General features: G+C 71.4%; 17 protein-coding genes. 10 read left to right on the forward strand and 7 right to left on the reverse strand.

From position 1 onward, the window contains the following. Positions 1-62: 62 nt before the first annotated feature. Both M4960_RS16890 and M4960_RS16895 read right to left on the reverse strand, forming a co-directional pair. Positions 63-665, reverse strand: a complete 603-nt coding sequence (locus M4960_RS16890) for a DUF1992 domain-containing protein (protein ID WP_248704890.1) — start codon at positions 663-665, stop codon at positions 63-65. Positions 666-678: 13 nt separating this feature from the next. Continuing rightward, entirely contained in the window at positions 679-2,508 is a 1,830-nt protein-coding gene (locus M4960_RS16895; RefSeq protein WP_248704891.1) for a glycoside hydrolase family 15 protein, read from the reverse strand. 539 nt (positions 2,509-3,047) lie between these two features. Here M4960_RS16895 and M4960_RS16900 point away from each other — a divergent pair. The 4 genes from M4960_RS16900 to M4960_RS16915 all read left to right on the forward strand — a co-directional run bounded on the left by M4960_RS16900 (position 3,048) and on the right by M4960_RS16915 (position 7,323). After that, positions 3,048-4,214: an RtcB family protein gene (locus M4960_RS16900; RefSeq protein ID WP_123937339.1), complete on the forward strand. Its 1,167-nt coding sequence runs from the start codon at positions 3,048-3,050 to the stop codon at positions 4,212-4,214. A gap of 109 nt (positions 4,215-4,323) precedes the next feature. Next, positions 4,324-5,157, forward strand: coding sequence for a DUF1206 domain-containing protein (locus tag M4960_RS16905; RefSeq protein WP_123293429.1), 834 nt, complete (start codon positions 4,324-4,326; stop codon positions 5,155-5,157). A gap of 139 nt (positions 5,158-5,296) precedes the next feature. Then, positions 5,297-6,172 carry an SMP-30/gluconolactonase/LRE family protein gene (locus M4960_RS16910; protein WP_248704892.1) on the forward strand — a complete coding sequence of 292 codons (876 nt, stop codon included), beginning with the start codon at positions 5,297-5,299 and terminating at the stop codon, positions 6,170-6,172. Positions 6,173-6,243: 71 nt separating this feature from the next. Continuing rightward, positions 6,244-7,323 carry an alpha/beta fold hydrolase gene (locus tag M4960_RS16915; RefSeq protein WP_248704893.1) on the forward strand — a complete coding sequence of 360 codons (1,080 nt, stop codon included), beginning with the start codon at positions 6,244-6,246 and terminating at the stop codon, positions 7,321-7,323. A 99-nt stretch (positions 7,324-7,422) separates the two neighbouring features. Here the strand turns inward: M4960_RS16915 and M4960_RS16920 are convergent, their stop codons facing one another. From M4960_RS16920 to M4960_RS16940, 5 genes are all read right to left on the reverse strand, one after another. Further along, the gene (locus M4960_RS16920) at positions 7,423-8,616 is read right to left on the reverse strand and encodes an FAD-dependent oxidoreductase (protein ID WP_248704894.1); all 1,194 of its coding nucleotides are present in this window, start codon (positions 8,614-8,616) and stop codon (positions 7,423-7,425) included. Positions 8,617-8,630: 14 nt separating this feature from the next. Beyond that, positions 8,631-9,431: an SDR family NAD(P)-dependent oxidoreductase gene (locus M4960_RS16925; RefSeq protein WP_248704895.1), complete on the reverse strand. Its 801-nt coding sequence runs from the start codon at positions 9,429-9,431 to the stop codon at positions 8,631-8,633. An 8-nt stretch (positions 9,432-9,439) separates the two neighbouring features. Then, positions 9,440-9,946, reverse strand: coding sequence for a Dps family protein (locus M4960_RS16930; RefSeq protein ID WP_123339938.1), 507 nt, complete (start codon positions 9,944-9,946; stop codon positions 9,440-9,442). Between the two features lie 119 nt (positions 9,947-10,065). Next, the gene (locus M4960_RS16935; RefSeq protein WP_123293435.1) at positions 10,066-10,578 is read right to left on the reverse strand and encodes a MarR family winged helix-turn-helix transcriptional regulator; all 513 of its coding nucleotides are present in this window, start codon (positions 10,576-10,578) and stop codon (positions 10,066-10,068) included. A gap of 152 nt (positions 10,579-10,730) precedes the next feature. Continuing rightward, positions 10,731-11,288 (reverse strand): NADPH-dependent FMN reductase, encoded by a 558-nt coding sequence (locus M4960_RS16940; protein ID WP_248704896.1) that lies wholly within the window; start codon positions 11,286-11,288, stop codon positions 10,731-10,733. A 121-nt stretch (positions 11,289-11,409) separates the two neighbouring features. Between M4960_RS16940 and M4960_RS16945 the strand changes: the two genes are divergently transcribed. The 6 genes from M4960_RS16945 (at position 11,410) to M4960_RS16970 (ending at position 17,625) form a co-directional block, all read left to right on the forward strand. Further along, complete coding sequence (locus M4960_RS16945) at positions 11,410-13,065, forward strand: glycoside hydrolase family 13 protein (RefSeq protein ID WP_248704897.1); 1,656 nt, start codon at positions 11,410-11,412, stop codon at positions 13,063-13,065. 109 nt (positions 13,066-13,174) lie between these two features. Beyond that, positions 13,175-15,139, forward strand: a complete 1,965-nt coding sequence (locus M4960_RS16950; protein WP_248704898.1) for a hypothetical protein — start codon at positions 13,175-13,177, stop codon at positions 15,137-15,139. A 146-nt stretch (positions 15,140-15,285) separates the two neighbouring features. Further along, positions 15,286-15,945, forward strand: coding sequence for a DUF308 domain-containing protein (locus M4960_RS16955; RefSeq protein WP_123293438.1), 660 nt, complete (start codon positions 15,286-15,288; stop codon positions 15,943-15,945). Beyond that, entirely contained in the window at positions 15,942-16,205 is a 264-nt protein-coding gene (locus M4960_RS16960) for a hypothetical protein (protein ID WP_111086912.1), read from the forward strand. Before M4960_RS16955 ends, M4960_RS16960 begins: the two co-directional genes overlap by 4 nt. 123 nt (positions 16,206-16,328) lie before the next feature. Beyond that, positions 16,329-16,868 carry an RNA polymerase sigma factor gene (locus M4960_RS16965; RefSeq protein ID WP_173169957.1) on the forward strand — a complete coding sequence of 180 codons (540 nt, stop codon included), beginning with the start codon at positions 16,329-16,331 and terminating at the stop codon, positions 16,866-16,868. Then, the gene (locus M4960_RS16970) at positions 16,858-17,625 is read left to right on the forward strand and encodes a hypothetical protein (protein WP_173169955.1); all 768 of its coding nucleotides are present in this window, start codon (positions 16,858-16,860) and stop codon (positions 17,623-17,625) included. Before M4960_RS16965 ends, M4960_RS16970 begins: the two co-directional genes overlap by 11 nt. Positions 17,626-17,684 lie beyond the last annotated feature (59 nt).

Here is a 17,684-nt window from a genome sequence, read left to right on the forward strand (position 1 = left end):
ACGCACCACCGCACCACTCGTGAAGGGCCGCCCCGGGCAACCGGGACGGCCCTTCACCACGTTCAGTGACGCCGGCGCCACCACCGACGAGGTCGGTCGTCAGACCCGGCCGCCAGTGCGGCCGCAGCCGCTGCGGCCGCGGCGAGACGGGCCTCCCGGCGGTCACGCCACGCGGTGACCTCGTCATCGACGTCCCGCAGCGGCGTCACGACCGGCGGCCCACCGAGCAGCTGACGTCGGGCTTCCTTCACCCGGGCGTTGAAGTCCACCAGGACATCGCGCACGTCGGCCTCCGTCGACAGTGCGTCGAGGGCATCGTCGAGTTCCGCGTCCTCGGTGCGGAGTGCGAGGGCAGGCGGAGCGATACCGCGGATGTCCTCGCGTTCGATCTTCGAGCGAATCCACCAGTCCGGGTCGTGCTGCCCGTCGTTCCCGGGCAGGGGCTTGCCGTGGTACGGATTGCCCTCGAAGACGCCGCGACGCTCGGCCTCCTCGATCTGCGCCCGAGCGTGGGCGGCGACGTCGGCCGCCTTCAGCAGGCGGCGTTCCTCACGCACCTCGTCCGGATCGAGCGACCCCCGCTCGATCTCACTGTCGACCAGCTGCTGGTAACGGTAGCGAGCGGCCCTGCGGAGCCGGTCCATCCGTGCATCGACGTCGTTCATGACCCCTCCATGATCACTCCGAGTGGTCGTCCTCGCCAGTCAGCTCCTCGATGGTCAGCGCTGCCTGGATGAGCGCCAGGTGCGACAGCCCCTGGGGGAGGTTGCCCATGAACGAGCCGTCCTCGCTGATCATCTCGCTGAACAGCCCGACGTCGTTCGCCTGGCCGACCATCTCGTCCATCAGGGTCCGTGCGTCGTCGATCCGGCCCGTGCAGGCCATCGCGGCAGCGAGCCAGAACGAGCACGCGACGAAGGGCGACTCCTCGTCCTCGATGCCCGAGTAGCGGTACACCAGCGGTCCGCGCTGCAGCTGCTCCTCGATCGCCCGGATGGTCGACGCCATGCGTGGACCGCGGTCGAAGGAGCTCATCGCGTGCAGCAGGATCGACGTGTCGAGCGCGTCCGAACCCGGGTACATCACGTAGTGACCGCGTTCCTCGTCCCAGCCGTGTTCCGCGACCCACTGCGTGATCAGTTCGCGGTTCTCGACCCACTTGGCGCGCGGCCCGTCGATCATGCCAGCATCGTGGAGGTCCACCGCGGCGTCGAGGGCCTGCCAGCAGCCGATCTTGCTCGTGACGTAGTGCTGGGTGTCCTCGAGCTCCCACATGCCGGAGTCCGGTTCCTCCCACCGGTGGCAGGCGTCGTCGGCGAGTTGTTGCAAAACGGCCGCGGTCTTCCGGTCCAGGACGTTGCCGGCGTTCACGTACTGACGCAGGATCTCGAAGACGTCACCCCAGACCCCGAGCTGCAGCTGGTCGCCGGCGCGGTTGCCCACCGTGACCGGGCCGATGCCGTTCCACCCGGGGACGTCGCGCTCCTCGACGTCGTCGCTCTTCGTGCCGTCCAGCTCGTAGAAGATCGGCATGTCCTCGTCGTGCTCGGCGATGGTGCGCATCACCCACGACACCGCCGCGTGGGTCTCCTCGCGCAGGCCGAACCGGGTCAGGGCGTGCACGGTGTACGACAGGTCGCGCACCCAGGCGAACCGGTAGTCCCAGTTCTTGCCGCCGGTCCGGTCCTCGGGCAGGCTCGTGGTCGGCGCCGCCGCGATCGCACCGGTCGGCGAGAAGATGAGCAGCTTCAGGGCGAGGGCGCTGCGCTGCACCGCCTCGGCCCAGGGGCCGTCGTAGGAGAACTCCTCCGACCACGTCGCCCAGTTGTCGATCGTGCGGTCCATCGCGGCGAGTGCACTCTCCGGCCGCGGCATGAAGATCGGCTCGTCGTGCGTGCCCACGATGGTCAGGATGTGCTTCGATCCGTCGCCGGTGGTGAACCGGCCGGAGAAGCGCGGGCGGTCGTCGTCCACCGGATCGAACCCCTGCTCGACGATCGCGATCGTGATGCCGTCGATGCCGATGACGGCGCCGTTCGCGGTGTCGAGGCGCTTCGGCTCAGCGGTCCCCAGCAGGGTGCCGGGCACGACGGCCCACTCGAACTCCACGGACCCGTTGACCCCCTGGACACAGCGCGCGACCTCGGCCCACGGCAGGCGGCCGGCGACCCCGGTGACCATCGCGTCCGTCACCGTCGCCCGCCCGGACGGTGTCGTCCACGTGGTGACGAGCACGTTGGTGCCGGGCAGGTACTCGCGGGTGACCTCGGCCGATCGGTCCACCGGGCGGAGCGCCACGTGGCCGCCGTGTTCGGCGTCGAGGATCTCCGCGAACACGGGCGGCGAGTCCATCGAGGGGATCGGCAGCCAGTCGATCTGTCCGTCGCGGGCGATGAGCGCGACGGTCCGACCATCGCCGATCGCTCCGTAGGTGCGGAGCGGGGCGTAGCCGTCGGTGCGTGCGTGGGTGTCGACCGCGTCGAGGGTGTCTTCGGTGCGCTCCGTCATGCACCTAGACTGCCCGCGCCCGAGGCGCGACCATCAGGCGGACGTACCCCGCTGTGGAGGACGCGGGACGGACCTCCCGACTGTGGACGACCGCGACACGCCCGGGTGAGTTGCGCATCCCGGGCGTGTCGCACTACTGTGGCTCTCCTGCCCAACGGCAGGAACGCCAGCGGCACCAACGCCGCCGGCAGGAACGCCAGCGGCACCAACGCCGCCGGCAGGAACGCCCGCCCCGGGCACACCGGAAGGACCGCGCATGCGCGCCGTGCAGCACAACGAGGAACGCGTCGAGCTCCAGCTCGACGCGACCGCCGTGCTGCCCGAACCGCAGCAGCAGTGGTCCCTCCGCTATCCCGCGTAGGCACGGAACGTCCCACGACGCCCCGTGCCCGCCCGGCCCGGGGCGTTCGTCGTCCTGCTCATCCTCGCCACGTCGCGCTCGACGTCGCCCGGAGCGCAGGCCGGACACCGTCCCGGACCGTCATCGAAGACCGTCCAGACGACCGTCCAGACGACCGTCCTGAAAGCGAGACGAAGCAATGAAGAAGATCAACGACCGGCTGCTGAGTTGGGCCTCGATGCTCGAGGACAACACCGAGCAGCAGGCCCGCACGACCGCACGCATGCCGTTCGTGTTCCCGCACCTGGCCCTGATGCCGGACGCCCACCTCGGCCTCGGCGCCACCGTCGGTTCCGTCATCCCGACCCTCGGCGCGGTCATGCCGGCGGCCGTCGGCGTCGACATCGGCTGCGGCATGATCGCGGTCCGGACCCAGTTCACCGAGGCCGACCTGCCCGACGACCTGCAGGAGCTGCGCGAGCAGATCGAGCGCGCGATCCCGCTGTCGGCCGGCGCGTCGAACCGCAAGATCGTCGCGACCGCCGAGCCGCGGATCGCCGAGCTCGAGGCGATGGCCGACGCCGCCGGGTTCGACCCCGCGCAGGCGCACGGCGGCTGGCGCAACCAGCTCGGCACGCTCGGCTCCGGGAACCACTTCATCGAGGTCTCCCTCGACGAGCAGGACCGGGTCTGGCTCTTCCTGCACTCCGGATCGCGGGGCGTCGGCAACAAGATCGCACAGCGGCACATCACGGTCGCCAAGCGGCTGATGGAGCGCTGGTGGATCCAGCTGGCGGACCCCGACCTCGCCTACCTGGTCGAGGGCACGCCGGAGTTCGACCGGTACATCGCCGAGCTGCGGTGGGCACAGCACTTCGCCCTGCTCAACCGCGAGGAGATGATGGACCGCGTCGTGCGACAGCTGTCCGAGGTCGTCGGTACCCCCGTCGACGAGCAGGAGCGGATCAACTGCCACCACAACTTCACGCAGCGCGAGACGCACTGGGGGAAGTCCGTGTGGGTGTCCCGCAAGGGCGCGATCCAGGCGACGGCAGGTCAGGCCGGCCTGATCCCCGGGTCCATGGGCACGGCGTCGTACGTCGTCGAGGGCCTCGGCAACAAGCCGTCGCTCGAGTCGTCGCCGCACGGAGCCGGCCGGCTGTTCTCGCGGAGCGCGGCACGGCGGACCTTCACCCACGACCAGCTGCGGGAGGCGATGGTCGGCATCGAGTACCGCGACACCGACGCGTTCCTCGACGAGATCCCGGGCGCGTACAAGCCGATCGACCAGGTCATGGCGGATGCGTCGGACCTCGTGTCGATCCGGCACACGCTGCGGCAGGTCGTCAACGTGAAGGGCGACTGACGGGAGGCGCGGGTGCAGCCCGCCCCCGCGCCGCCCGTCCGACGTCGGTCCGCGTCCACTGCCCGGCGCGGCCCGGACAGACCGGCCCGCGTCGGGCACGCTTGACCGGATGAGCGACACAGCAGAGCACGCAGCACGGGAGACCGGACGACAGGTCCGACGAGCGGCGGACAGCCGCTGGTTCGAGCTGACCGCTCGCGCCGGCTTCGTCGGCAGCGGCATCGTCCACCTGCTGATCGGGTACCTCGCGATCCTGCTCGGCATCGGCAACGCGTCCTCCGGCGGTGAGACCGACCAGTCCGGAGCACTGCAGCAGATCGCTGCCGTGCCGGGCGGGGTCTTCCTGCTCTGGCTGATCGCGATCGGTACGGCCGCACTCACCGTGCGGCTGATCGTCGAGGCCGTCGTCGGCGGCCGGTCGGACAGCACGCGTGGGTGGCTCGCCCGGGCGAAGGACGTCGCGAAGGCCGTGGTCTACGGCATCATCGCGTACTCGTCGGCGTCGTACGCCCTCGGCGCCGGGTCGAGTTCCAGCAGCTCGTCGCAGAGTGCCGCGGCGAAGACCCTCGCGACGCCCGGAGGGGTGTTCGTGCTGCTCCTCGCCGGCGCGATCGCGGTCGCGGTCGGCATCGGGCTCGTGGTCATCGGGTGTCGGCGGACGTTCCGGAAGCAGATCACCCGACCGTCCGGGACGCTCGACCGGGTGGTCACGGTGCTCGGGGTCGTCGGGTACGTCGGCAAGGGCATCGCCGTGGTCATCGTCGGTGTGCTCATCGGTGTGGCCGGACTGCGGAGCGACCCGGAGCAGGCGACGGGCCTCGACGCGGCGTTCGACGCGGTGCGCTCGATGCCCGGTGGCGTGTTCGTCCTGGTCGCGATCGGCATCGGGTTCCTCGCCTTCGGCGTCTACAGCTTCTTCCGCGCGCGGTACGCCCGCCTCTGATCGAAGCGGGGCCTGCGGACTTTCGTGCCAGGCGACACTCCACGCGACCGCGGTCCCGTGAGGTGTCGCCCAGCGCGTGAGCTGGTGGGCAGCGCGCCCGACTGAGGGAGCACGGAGCCGGCGCCGGTAGACCGGTCCGATGAACACCAGCGCGACGACCGGGCCCGTGACCGTCTTCTCCGACGCCCGGGCGGTCCTCGCCGAGAGCATCGTGTGGGACCCGTCGGCGCAGCTGCTCCGCTGGACCGACATCACCCTCGGCACCCTCGTCACCGCGCAGTCCGACGGCGCCGTGGTGTCGACGGTCCCGCTCCCGCCGCCGCTCGCGAGCTTCCAGCCGCGGGCCTCTGGCGGCTTCGTCGCGGCGCTCGGGGACACCGTCGTCGTGACGGACGAGCACGGGGTGGTCGAGCGTGAACTCACCCGCGTCGAGCACGCCACGGCCGGGCTCCGGTTCAACGAGGGCAAGTGCGACCCGTTCGGCCGGTTCCTGGTCGGCAGCATGAACCTGACGACGGGCGAGCCGGACGGTGCGCTGTACTCGGTCGAGGCGGACGGCACGACGCGACTGCTCCGTGGCGGCTTCGGCGTGACGAACGGCTTCGAGTGGTCGGACGACGGCACCGTGATGTACGTCACCGACACGAGTGTGTCGACGATCTACCGTGGGTCGTACGGTCCGGACGGCGAACTCGGCGAGCTCGAACCGTTCGTCGTCGGCCACGCCCACGACGGTCTGGTCCGCGACGACGAGGGCTGCTCGTGGAGTGCGGTCTACGGCGGCGGCCGGGTGGAGCGGTACGGCCCTGACGGATCGCACCTCGAGACCGTGGAGCTGCCCACCCCGAACGTGACGTCGGTGGCCTTCGGCGGCCCCGACATGTCGACGCTGTTCGTCGCCTCGGCACGGGAGAACCTCACCGAGGAACAGCTCGAGCAGCACCCGTCCTCGGGGGCGATCCTGGCGGTGCCGACGCGGGTGCACGGGTTCCCCGCGAACACCTTCAGCGGCTGACCGGGCGGGAGCGCACGCTGCGGCGGTGTCCGCGGGTATCGTGGGCGCTCGCCCGACCCGAGGAGACCCACGTGAACGACGAGCGCACGGCAGCCACCCCGGACCCGGCCAGCGAACTCGTGGAGGCCGAGAACGCCGACGTCACCGTGGAGGTGGACCGGGTTGCGGTCGACGGCACGTACGTCCGCGTGAGTTCGATCGGCGCGCCGGGGGAGCGCGCCTTCCTGCTCGTCGCCGGCCTCGGCATCGCGGCCACCTACTACGAGCGGCTCGCCCCGCACCTCAACGAGAACGGCCCGGTGCACGCCCTCGACCTGCCCGGCTTCGCGGGCGTTCCCCGGTTCCGCGGGAAGGTCTCGATCGAGCGCTACGCCGACGCCGTCGAGAAGGTCATCGACGACCTCGGCCTGGTCGACCCGGTCCTGGTCGGCCACTCGATGGGCACCCAGGTCGTGACCGAGGTCGCGGCGCGTCACCCGGAGATCTCGGACCTCGTGCTCATCAGCCCGGTCGTCGACTCGCACGCGCGCACGGTCCGCCAGTCCGCGTTCCGGTTCCTGCGGTCGACCCTGCACGAGCCCTCGGCGGTCCGGTGGCACGGCATCACGGCGTACGCGCTGTGCGGATGGCACTGGTTCTCGAAGGTGCTGCCACGGATGATCGCCTTCCCGATCGAGGAGCGTGCGGCCCACGTGCAGGCGCGCACCCTCATCGTCCGCGGCGAGCACGACGCGATGGTCCCGCGGGACTGGATCCGACGGCTCGCGCGGGTGTTCCCCTACGCGGTGCTGCGCGAGGTCGTCGACGGCGCCCACTCCGTGATGCACGCCCAGGCCGACGCGGTCGCGCAGCTGGCAGTCGCGCACGTCGACCACCGGCTGCCGGACCGCGGGGTCGGTTCGCTGCAGCGGGTGCGCGACGACTCGACGGCGTCCGACCTGTCGCGTCTGAGCCCGAGTGAGGCGTGGATGCTCGTGAAGTCGCGCTTCGTCGAACTGGTCGGAATGGCGAAGAACGACGACGAGACGCTCGAGGCGGCGAAGTCCGCCCACGCGGTCGCGATGGCCGACGGGGACGACCTGCCGGTCGACCCCGCCGACCGCAAGGCGGTCGTCGACGCCGTCGCACCCGAGGCCGACCCGAACCGCTGACACCGGGCACTGCACGCGACGGACAGGAGGCCCGGTGCCGGTTCTCGGAACCGGCACCGGGCCTCCCGTCGGTCGCGTCCAGGGCGACCCGTGCGCCGGTCAGGCCGTGATGCGGCCCGGCAGCATGTCCGACGTCAGGGAGTTCGCCTCGGCGAGGACCTTGCGGGCCTCGTCGGTCTTGTCCCACACGTTCCAGAGCAGCACGCCGCGCACCGTGTCGTCGTCGTCCAGGTAGTAGACGACGCCGGTGACGGTCGGGTCCTGCCAGTCCTCGACGGTGCGGAGCTTCGTGGAGACCTGCCCCACCGCTTCGTACCCCATGTCGAAGACGTCGGAGTAGAACATCGGCGTGTGGTCGTAGGTCTCGTCGGCGTCGGCGAGGTTTCGGCCGACCTGTCGACCCTGCTGCTGCGCGTTGTCGACGTGCTCGACCCGGCGGGTCCCGAGGATCCGGTCCGGGTACTCGGCGACGTCGCCGGCGGCGAAGACCGAGTCGTCGTCGGTGAGCAGCGTCGACGAGACGACGATGCCGTCGCGCACGGTCAGGCCGGCGTCGGCGGCGAGCTGGGTGGCGGGCTCGATGCCGAGTCCGGCGACCACGGCGTCTGCCTCGAGCACGGAGCCGTCGTCGAGCGTGAGCGTGACCCCGTCGGCCGTCTGCGTGCCGGACTCGACCCGACGTCCGAGTCGGAGGTCCACGCCGGCGTCGACGAAGCGCTGTTGGAACGCGCGCGCGAGGTCGTCCGGGAACATCCGGCCGCCCACGATGTCGTCGGGGTCGACCAGGGTGACGCGGGCGCCGTTCTGCACGACCCCCGCGGTGATCTCCTGGCCGATGTAGCCGCCACCGACGACGACCACGTGCGCACCGGCGTCGGCGAGCTCGCGGAGCTTCCGGTAGTCGTCGGCGCTGCGGTAGTCGAGCACGCGGTCCGAGGGCTCCAGGCCCGGCAACCCGCGGGGCTTGCCGCCGGTCGCGATGAGCAGCCGCTCGTAGCCGTGGGTCTGGCCGTCGGCCGTGGTCACGGTCTTCGCGGCACGGTCGATCCCCGTCACCGCGGTGCCGAGGACGAACGACGCCCCGGTCTCCTCGGTGTGCAGGTCGACCTTCTCGTCCCAGCTGAAGTCCGGGTCGGTCCACAGCTTCTTCGACAGGGCCGGGCGGGCGTAGGGCCGGTCGACGTCCTCGCTGAGGATGCCGATCGTGCCGTCGGCGTCGAGCTCGCGGACACCGCGGGCGGCGGCGTCGGCGACCATCCCGCCGCCGATGATGAGGTATCGGTAGTCGGTCACGGTGCCTCCCGGCGTCAGATCGTGGCGACCGAGCCGGAGTCGACCCGGTAGTTGGAGCCGTTGACGAAGCTCGCGAGGTCGGAGCAGAGGAACGCGATGACGTTCGCGACCTCTTCCGGCTCACCGCGGCGCTTCAGCTCCATGTAGGGACGTTCCTCGTCGAGGAAGCTCGTGATCGCGTCGTCGAAGCTCTGGTTCGTCTCCTTGGCGCGCTTGTTCATCATCGCGTCCGTCATGGGCGTGTGGATGAACGCGGGGCTGACGGTGTTCACGAGCACGCCCTCCTTCGCGTAGGTGCGCGACAGGCCCTTCGCGAACGACAGGACCCCGGCCTTCGCGGCGCAGTAGGGCAGTTCGTCGTCGTAGGGCTGCGAGGCGTCCTCGGACACGAGGTACACGATCCGGCCCCAACCGCCCTGCCGCAGGTCGCCGATGAACTCGCGCGTGATGCGGACAGGACCCATCAGGTCCACGTCGATGGTGTCGGCCCAACCCTGCTCGTCGATCTCGTGGAACAGCCCCTGGGCGCCGGTGACGCCCGAGGACTGCACCAGGATGTCGATCGCGCCGACGGCGTCCCGCACCTTGCCGTGCAGGTCCGCCAGGCTCGCCGCGCTCGTGACGTCCGCGGCGAACGCGTGCAGTCTGCCGAGCGGCGCCTCGAGCTGGTCGGCGCTGTTGTCGAGCTGCGCCTGGTCGAGGTCGCTCACGACCACGGTCGCACCCTCCGCCAGGAGGATGCGAGCCGTGTTCCAGCCGATGCCGGAGTCGGCACCGAAGACGAGCGCGGTCTTGCCCTGGATGCCGAGGTCCACTCGGTCCCCTAGGCGTGCGCCGACGCGTCGGCGACGGCAGGCGTCGTGGCGGAGGCCAGCGGCGTGCTCGGCGCGCGGTTCTCGGCGGAGACCATCCACGCGAGCTGCTCGAGGCGCTCGATGAAGCCGTGGAGCAGGTCCGCGGTCGTCGGGTCCTCTTCGTCGACCTCGTCGTGCACGTCGCGCATGGTGCCGGTCGCCTGGTAGAGGCGGAGCGTCACCTGGTCGATGGCGTCGTGCGTCGTGATCTCGCCCTCGGGGAACTGGTCGAGGTGGCTCGACGCAGCGACCGTGCTCGAGCGTCCGTCCGGCACGGCGTACAGGGCGCGCATGCGCTCCGCCGTGTCGTCGGCGAACTCGCGTGCGGCGTCGACGATCTCGTCGAGCTGCAGGTGCAGGTCGCGGAAGTTCGTGCCGAGGATGTTCCAATGGGCCTGCTTGCCCTGGAGGTGCAGGTCGATGAGGTCCACGAGGACCGCCTGGAGGTTCTTGGCCATCTTGTCCGAAGCGTGCATGGTGGTGGCTCCTTTCGCGTCGGTGACCCTTCCGGTCTACGCGGTGCGGCCGAGACCACTCTCAGTGCGCACGGAACCGCACTGTCCCCCGGGCGTTCCACCGGGTGTGTTCGCGCCGGTCAGTGGGCCGGTGCCGGGTCGACCTGGTCGACGGCGCCGCGCATCTGCTCGAGGAACGACGCGACGATGCGCGCCTCGTCCGCTGGCAGTCCCTCGGCGATCGACATCATCCGGCGGTGCATGATGCCGAGGGTCGCGCGGACCTCGTCGTCGGTCTCGGTCGTCGGGGTGATCACGAGCGCTCGACGGTCGGTGGGGTGCGGGTCGCGACGTACGTGGTTCGACTTCACCAGGCGGTCGATCAGGATCGTGGTCGAGGCCGACGAGATCTTGAGGTAGGCGGCGAGGTCCTTCGGGCTGACGCTGCGGCCCGAGCGCTGCGACTGCAGCAGGAAGCGCACGGCGAGCAGGTCGGTCTCGCCCATGCCCATCGAGTCGCGGGTGCGACGGCGCATCGCGGTCTCGGCGGCCCGGTAGCGTCGCAGGGCGTTGAGCACGGCGACCCCGCGCTGGGTCGCGTCGTCGTCGGGGAACCAGTACCCGGACGCCTCGGTGATCTCCTGCGTTGCCATTGCCACAGGCTAGTCCGTCTCGTATGGAGGCCGTCTAGCGACTTCCTGTGGGTGTGCCTGCTTCGTTCCCGCGTGCAGGACGGGAGGCCCGTGGCGGGGTCGCCACGGGCCTCCCGTCCGTCCTGTGGTGCGGTCGACCGCACCCGTTCGCTCTACGCGGCGGCCTGCTCGGTCGAGGCGTCGGCGAGTGCGTTCAGCGCGCCCTGGACGAGCGAGGTGACCTCGGCGTCCTCGCGCGGGTGCGTCTCCGCGAAGCGGACGACCGACTGCGGGATCGCGACCTTGACGTCCTCGAGGACCTTCGCGCCGGCGATGCCGGCGACCTTGCGGGCGTCGTCGTGGGCCCACACGCCGCCGTACTGCCCGAACGCGGAACCGATGGCGGCGAGCGGCTTGCCGGACAGCGGCGAGGCGCCGAACGGACGCGATGCCCAGTCGAGGGCGTTCTTCAGCACGGCCGGGATCGTGCCGTTGTACTCGGGGGTGACGAGCAGGACGGCGTCCGCGGCGGCGATCGCGTCGCGGAAGGCGACCGCTGCGGCCGGCGGGGTGTCGCCGTCGATGTCCTCGTTGTAGAACGGCAGGTCGACGATGCCGTCGAACGTGGCGACCTCGATGCCCTCCGGCGCGTGGTGCGCCGCGGCCTCGGCGAGCTTGCGGTTGATGGAGTCGGCGCGGAGGCTGCCGACGAGTGCGAGGACGTTCGTCATGGTGATCCTTCTGGTTCGAGACGTTGTTCTGGGACGGAAAGGTGTCTGCGACAACCAATCCGAGCGTACGGCGTGCTATTCCCAGACCGCTGGGTACGGTGGCGATGGGTACGGTGGCGACGTGAGCACGCTTCGGACGCCGGCCAGCACGCCCCGCACGACGAACCCGGACTGGTGGCGCGACGCCGTCGTCTACCAGGTCTACCCACGCAGCTTCGCGGACTCGAACGCCGACGGCCTGGGCGACGTCGCGGGCATCACCAGCCGCGTGCCCTACCTGGCCGCGCTCGGCGTCGACGCGATCTGGCTCTCGCCGTTCTTCCCGTCGCCCCTCGCCGACGGCGGGTACGACGTGGCCGACTACCGGGCGGTCGATCCACGACTCGGCTCGCTCGAGGACCTGGACGCCCTGCTCCGGTCCGCGCACGAGCACGACCTGCGGGTGATCGTGGACATCGTGCCGAACCACACCTCGGACGAGCACGAGTGGTTCCGGGCGGCGCTCGCATCCGCGCCCGGCTCGCCGGAACGGGCGCGGTACGTGTTCCGCGACGGAAGCGGCCCCGCCGGGGAACTGCCGCCGAGCGACTGGGTGTCGAACTTCGGCGGAAGCGCCTGGACGAGGGTCCCCGACGGCCAGTGGTACCTGCACCTGTTCGCGCCCGAGCAGCCGGACCTGGACTGGTCCAACCCTGAGGTCCGTGCGGATTTCGAGGACACGCTGCGCTTCTGGTCGGACCGCGGGGTCGACGGGTTCCGGGTCGACGTCGCACACGGCCTGGCGAAGGACCTGTCGACGCCGTACCGCCCGTCGAACGAGCACGCGCTGCCGCTCGACGGCTCCGACCCGCTGTACGACCGCGACGAGGTGCACGAGGTCTTCGCGTCCTGGCGCACCGTGCTCGACGAGTACGATCCGCCCCGTGCCGCCGTCGCCGAGGCCTGGGCACCGGCACCGCGACGCGTCCTGTACGCCCGGCCCACCGAACTCGGGCAGGCGTTCAACTTCGACCTGCTCGAGGCGCCGTTCGAATCTGCTGCGTTCCGGAGCATCATCGAGCGGAACCTGGCGGCGTCCGAGCAGTCCGGTGCGTCGAGCACCTGGGTGCTGTCGAACCACGACGTCGTGCGGCACGCCAGCCGGTACGGCCTGCCGGACGACACCGACACCGACGCCTGGCTGCTGACGGACGGCACCACGCCCGAGCTCGACCGCGAGCGGGGCCTCCGCCGTGCCCGCGCCGCGACCCTGCTGATGCTCGCGCTGCCCGGGTCGTCGTACGTCTACCAGGGCGAGGAACTCGGCCTGCACGAAGCCGCCGCGATCCCGCGTGACCAGCTGCAGGACCCGAAGTGGCTCCGCTCGGGACACACCGTGAAGGGACGGGACGGCTGCCGCGTGCCGATCCCGTGGACGACCTCCGGGCCGTCGTTCGGCTTCGGCGACGTCGCGCCGCTGCTGCCGCAGCCGGCGGACTTCGGAGCGTCGTCGGTGCAGGCGGAGGACGGCGATCCCACGTCCACCCTGACGCTGTACCGGGCAGCGCTGGACGCGCGTCGCCGGTTGCAGCAGGGCGAGGAGCTCACCTGGTTGGAATCCGACGACGGCGTCGTGGCCTTCGCCCGGCACGACGGGTGGCGGTCGGTCACGAACTTCGGCACGACGCCGGTGCCGATGCCGTCGGGTGACGTCGTGGTCGCGTCCGGGCCGCTCGGTGACGCGGCCGGCGTGCTGCCGGGTGTCCTCCCCGGCGAGACGACGGTCTGGTTGGCCTGAGCGGACCAGCTCCGTCCGTTCTCCTCCACAGCCAGGAGGCCCGCGGCCGCGTTCCACAGATCGGTTCCGGCCCGCCGTCCGGTGACGCCCGGATCGCGACGATCGGGGCATGACAGAACCCACTGCTCCAGCATCCGTCCCACGTCCGGCCCGGTCGCGGGTGGCCCGTCGCCTCGCAGCGGCGTGCACCGCGCTGACCGCGCTCGCCGTGCTCGCGGCACCGACGATCCTGCCCACGGGGTCGAGTGCGGCGACGCTCGACTTCCCCTACGTCAACCAGTTCTCCAGTGCGTCCGGCGGCGCCCTGCACGGTGACGCCGCGGTCTCCGGCGGGCGACTCCGGCTGACCACGGACGTCCGCAACCAGGCCGGCGCCTGGTCGACGAACGACACGTTCCCCTCGGACACCGGGCTCGAGATCGAGTTCACCTACGCGATGCACACCGCGAAGGACGACCCCGGGGCCGACGGCCTGCTGCTGTACCTCGCCGACGGTGCAGCGGCGCAGGGCGTGGGGTCGTTCGGCGCCGGGCTCGGGTACGCCTGCCGCAAGGAGGCCACCGAGGGCGGCGGGCGGCTGTGCGACCTGCCGGGGGTGCCCGGTGGCTTCGCCGGGATCGCGATCGACCACTACGGCAACTTCTCGTCGCGCATCAACGCCTCCGGACCGGGAGCCCAGCCGGACCACGTCGTCGTCCGCGGCTCCGGCAACGGGCTCGAGGGCTACCGGTACGTCGCCGGGGCTCCCGCTCCCGGCGGCACGGTGACGAACGGGTCGACGCCGCGCACGGTGCGCATCACTCTGCTGCCGGGGGACGCCGGCGAGCTCTCGATGACCGTCCGGCTGCAGGTCGGTTCGACGATGCGCACCGTGCTCGACGCGGTCCCCCTGCACGGGGACGACCAGGCGCCGCTGCCGAGCACCCTCCGCCTCGGGTTCGCCGGCGCCACCGGCAGCCACGTGAACAACCACGAGGTCGACGCCCTCAGGGTGTGGAAGCCTGCCGACCTGTCCGTCGAGCACGACCTGCCCGCCACCGCCGTCGCCGGGGAACCCGTCCGGTACACCGTCACGGCGCGCAACCCCGGACCGAACGCCGCCGACCCCAGCCCGCTGCAGGTGGACGTCCCGGACACGATCGAGGGCGCTTCCTGGACGTGCGAGGCGGCGGAGGGCTCTGGCTGCGCCACCCCGTCCGGGCAGGGCGACGTGGCGACCGACCTCGACCTGCCCCGCGGTGGTTCGGCGGTGGTGACGGTCGAGGGGCGGATCGCCGACGGCGTCGAGGGGCCGGTCGAGAGCGTCGCCACCATCGCACCACCGACGTCGTTGTCCGACACGAACAAGTCCGACAACACCTCGCGGGCGAGCACGACCGTCACCACGCCGCCGGTCGTCGCCCACGTCGAGACGGACAAGACGGTGTCGCCGTCCACCGTCGAACCCGGCGACGAGGTGGAGTACACCGTGACCGCACGGAACCGCGGACCGTCGGTCGCCCAGCAGGTCGGCGCGGTGGACGACCTGCCCGAGGCGATGCGCTTCGTCGGGTCCGACGACGGCTGCACGGCCGAGGGGCAGCGGGTGACCTGCCGGTCCGACGTGGCGCTCGCCGTGGGGGAGACCCACGACTTCCGGCTCCGTGCCGTCCTCGACCCGGAGTACCAGGGGGACGGGTCCGACGTGGTGAACGTGGCCACAGCGACCTCCCCGACGGACCCGGACGGCGGCGACCCGTCGACCGAGGTCGCGATCGTCGTCGAGCAGGACGACGACGGGCCCGCGCCGAGCCCGTCCCCGTCCCCGGCGCCCGGACCCGACGACGACGACGAGGCAACAGTGCCGGATGCGCCCCGCAGCGACGACGGCGACGGCGACCGGGATCCCCGTAGCCCGGTCGCCGACGCGGGACCGCAGGCTGCACGCGGCGCCCTCGCCTACACCGGCGTCGACGACCTCGGGCTGCTCGCCGCGCTCGCCGCGGTGGTCGTCGCGGCCGGTTCGACCTGCTGGTGGCTCGCTCGTCGGCGTGCACGGCGGTCGGTGGTGCCGGACGACCAGCAGCGGTCCTGATCCAGCGACCGGGGTGGCGTCGCTCGGGCGGCGCCACCCCACCGGGCATTCGAGCATCCTCAGTGCTGCGGAACCCCCGGCGGTCGGTCGGCTGCCACCGCGGCGGTAGGATCGATCTCACGATCCGCATGCCTGAAAGAGGTCCCGTGTCCGACACCGTGGACGACGCCACCACCGTGAACGAGGCGACCCAACGCGCGCGGTACTGGCCGATCCCGATCCTCCGGGCCGTGCCCGCCGCGGTCGTCGCGCTCGTCATCACCTTCTCGACGAACCACGCCGCCGGCTACGGCCTGCTGCTGTTCGCCGGCTTCGCCCTGGTCGAGGGACTCGTGCTCCTGTGGGCGGGCGTCGCGCGGCTCCCGCTCGACGGTCGGTCCCGCCGCACCACGTTGCTGCAGGCCGTCATCACCCTGCTCGCCGCCGTCGCCGGGTTCGCCGGCAACGGTCTCGGGCTGCCGGCGTTCATCTCGGTCATCGTCGCCTTCGCGGTGCTCACCGGGGCCCTCGAGCTGGCACAGGGGCTGCGGGCACGTCGTCGTTCCCCCTTCGCGCGGGACTGGACCACGATCGGCGCACTCACCCTGCTGCTCGCGATCGCGTTCCTCATCACCCCGCCGGACTACTCGCAGCAGCTCGGTGGTGTGGAGCAGGTCACCGGCACGCTGGACGCCTCGATCGTCCTGGTCGGCCTGCTCGGCGCCTACCTCGCCATCACGGCGGTCTTCCACGTGATCGCCGGCCTCTCGCACAAGTGGGGCACGGCCACGCCGGCCGTCGCCCCGGACGGAGCACCACACGCATGACCACCCCCAGCCGTCGTGACCGTCTGCGCCCGGTCGAGCTCCTCGGGATCTCCGCGATCATCGCGGTGTTCACCGGGCTCGTCGTGCTGTTCTCGACGCGGGAACTGCAGCTGGCCGTGATCTTCCTCGGCGTCGCGTTCATCGTGGTGGTCGTCGTGCTCGCGATGCTCCAGCTCGCGTCGACCAGCGACCAGGACGACAACGACATGCTCGGCGGGCACAAGACGCCCGGCGACGGCGAGGGCGACGACTTCCACTGATCCACTGCGGGCGCCGTCGCGCGCATCGCTGTGCGGACACGCCCGGGATCACGTTTCCGCCACGGTCCTGTCAGGATCGCGCATCCTGCCGACACCTCTGGGTGAAGGAGGTGGGATGTGGACGTGACGACCGGCACCGACACGGACGAAGGACTCGTCCGTGCGATCGCGCAGGGGGACACCGGTGCGCTCGCACGGGTGTTCGACCGCTACGCCGCCACGCTCACCCGGTACGCCTGGGCACTCGTCGACGACCGGTCCGACGTCGAGGAGATCGTGCAGGACTCGTTCCTGACCCTCTGGCAGCGGGCGGTGACGCTCGAGCTCCCGGCGGACACCGTGCTGCCGTGGCTGCTCGTCGTCTGCCGGAACCACGCCTTCAACACCGGCCGGAAGCAGGCGCGTCGGCGCGCTGACGAGCTGCCCGAACACCTGGCCGCTCCCACCGACCAGGACGAGGCCCGTGACCTCCTGCGCTGGGTCCGCGACGAGATCGCCGCACTCCCCGCCATCGACCGCCGCATCTGCGAGCTCTGCCTGCTCGAGGGGTACTCGTACGCCGAGGCCGCCGAGATGCTCGGACTCAGTGTCGGAGCGGTCACGCAGCGGGTCTCCCGCAGCCGACGCCGACTCAAGAAGGTGGTGACGCACGATGAACACTGAACCTCCCGAGGGAGACGACCTGCAGCGCATGCTCGTCTCGATGAAGCAGAACGTCCTCGAGCGCGCCACCCCGCGGGCGAGGCGGGGTCGTGGCCGATCCGGCATCGTCATCGGTGTCGTGGCGCTCCTGGCCGTGGGCACCGCGACCGGAGCCGTCGCCCTGACGCTCTCCCAGCAGGACACCCCGGTCGCCGCGCCCACCCAGACGCAGGCGCCCGAGCCCTCGCCCACCGCGACGACCCCGAGCTCCGCGCCGATCACCGGCGCACCGACCCCGACGTCGACCCCGAGCGCCCCGGTGGACGTGGCGACGATACCGACGGACTGTCGCGCGCTCGTCTCGGCAGCGGACTACGACCGCTTCTTCGGGGACACTCCGTTGACGCAGGCCGATCCGCCGTCGGGAACCGATCGGGTCCCCGACGGCCAGGACCCGGCAGGCGTCGAGTCGAAGGTCTCCTGCACGTGGCGTGACCCGCGCGCGGACGTCTCGGGGATCGAGGTCCGGGTCGGGACCGCCACCGAGGCCGCCATCCAGCAGGAGATCGACGAGTTCCCGGCGCACGACGGCGGGGGGACGTGCACCGAGCGCGACGGCGGGACGTTCTGCCAGTCCCGCGGGATCGTGGAGCCCTACGGCGTGGAGAAGGCGTACACGTACTTCGCCCGAGGTGACACCTGGATCACCATCGAGCAGACCAACGTCCCGACCGACGGGCTCCTGCCCGCTCTCATCGCGACGATCTGGGGGGACTGACGGCCGGGAGGCCCGTGGCGGACCCGCCCCGCGCCTCCCGTCCGTCGGTGGGACCCACC

Source organism: Curtobacterium sp. MWU13-2055, from assembly GCF_023242305.1.
GTDB lineage: Bacteria > Actinomycetota > Actinomycetes > Actinomycetales > Microbacteriaceae > Curtobacterium.

Coding starts and splice junctions, on each gene's coding strand:
- M4960_RS16890 (WP_248704890.1), bottom strand. CDS start 665: ATGAACGACGTCGATGCACGGATGGACCGGCTCCGCAGGGCCGCTCGC.
- M4960_RS16895 (WP_248704891.1), bottom strand. CDS start 2,508: ATGACGGAGCGCACCGAAGACACCCTCGACGCGGTCGACACCCACGCA.
- M4960_RS16900 (WP_123937339.1), top strand. CDS start 3,048: ATGAAGAAGATCAACGACCGGCTGCTGAGTTGGGCCTCGATGCTCGAG.
- M4960_RS16905 (WP_123293429.1), top strand. CDS start 4,324: ATGAGCGACACAGCAGAGCACGCAGCACGGGAGACCGGACGACAGGTC.
- M4960_RS16910 (WP_248704892.1), top strand. CDS start 5,297: ATGAACACCAGCGCGACGACCGGGCCCGTGACCGTCTTCTCCGACGCC.
- M4960_RS16930 (WP_123339938.1), bottom strand. CDS start 9,946: ATGCACGCTTCGGACAAGATGGCCAAGAACCTCCAGGCGGTCCTCGTG.
- M4960_RS16935 (WP_123293435.1), bottom strand. CDS start 10,578: ATGGCAACGCAGGAGATCACCGAGGCGTCCGGGTACTGGTTCCCCGAC.
- M4960_RS16940 (WP_248704896.1), bottom strand. CDS start 11,288: ATGACGAACGTCCTCGCACTCGTCGGCAGCCTCCGCGCCGACTCCATC.
- M4960_RS16950 (WP_248704898.1), top strand. CDS start 13,175: ATGACAGAACCCACTGCTCCAGCATCCGTCCCACGTCCGGCCCGGTCG.
- M4960_RS16960 (WP_111086912.1), top strand. CDS start 15,942: ATGACCACCCCCAGCCGTCGTGACCGTCTGCGCCCGGTCGAGCTCCTC.
- M4960_RS16970 (WP_173169955.1), top strand. CDS start 16,858: ATGAACACTGAACCTCCCGAGGGAGACGACCTGCAGCGCATGCTCGTC.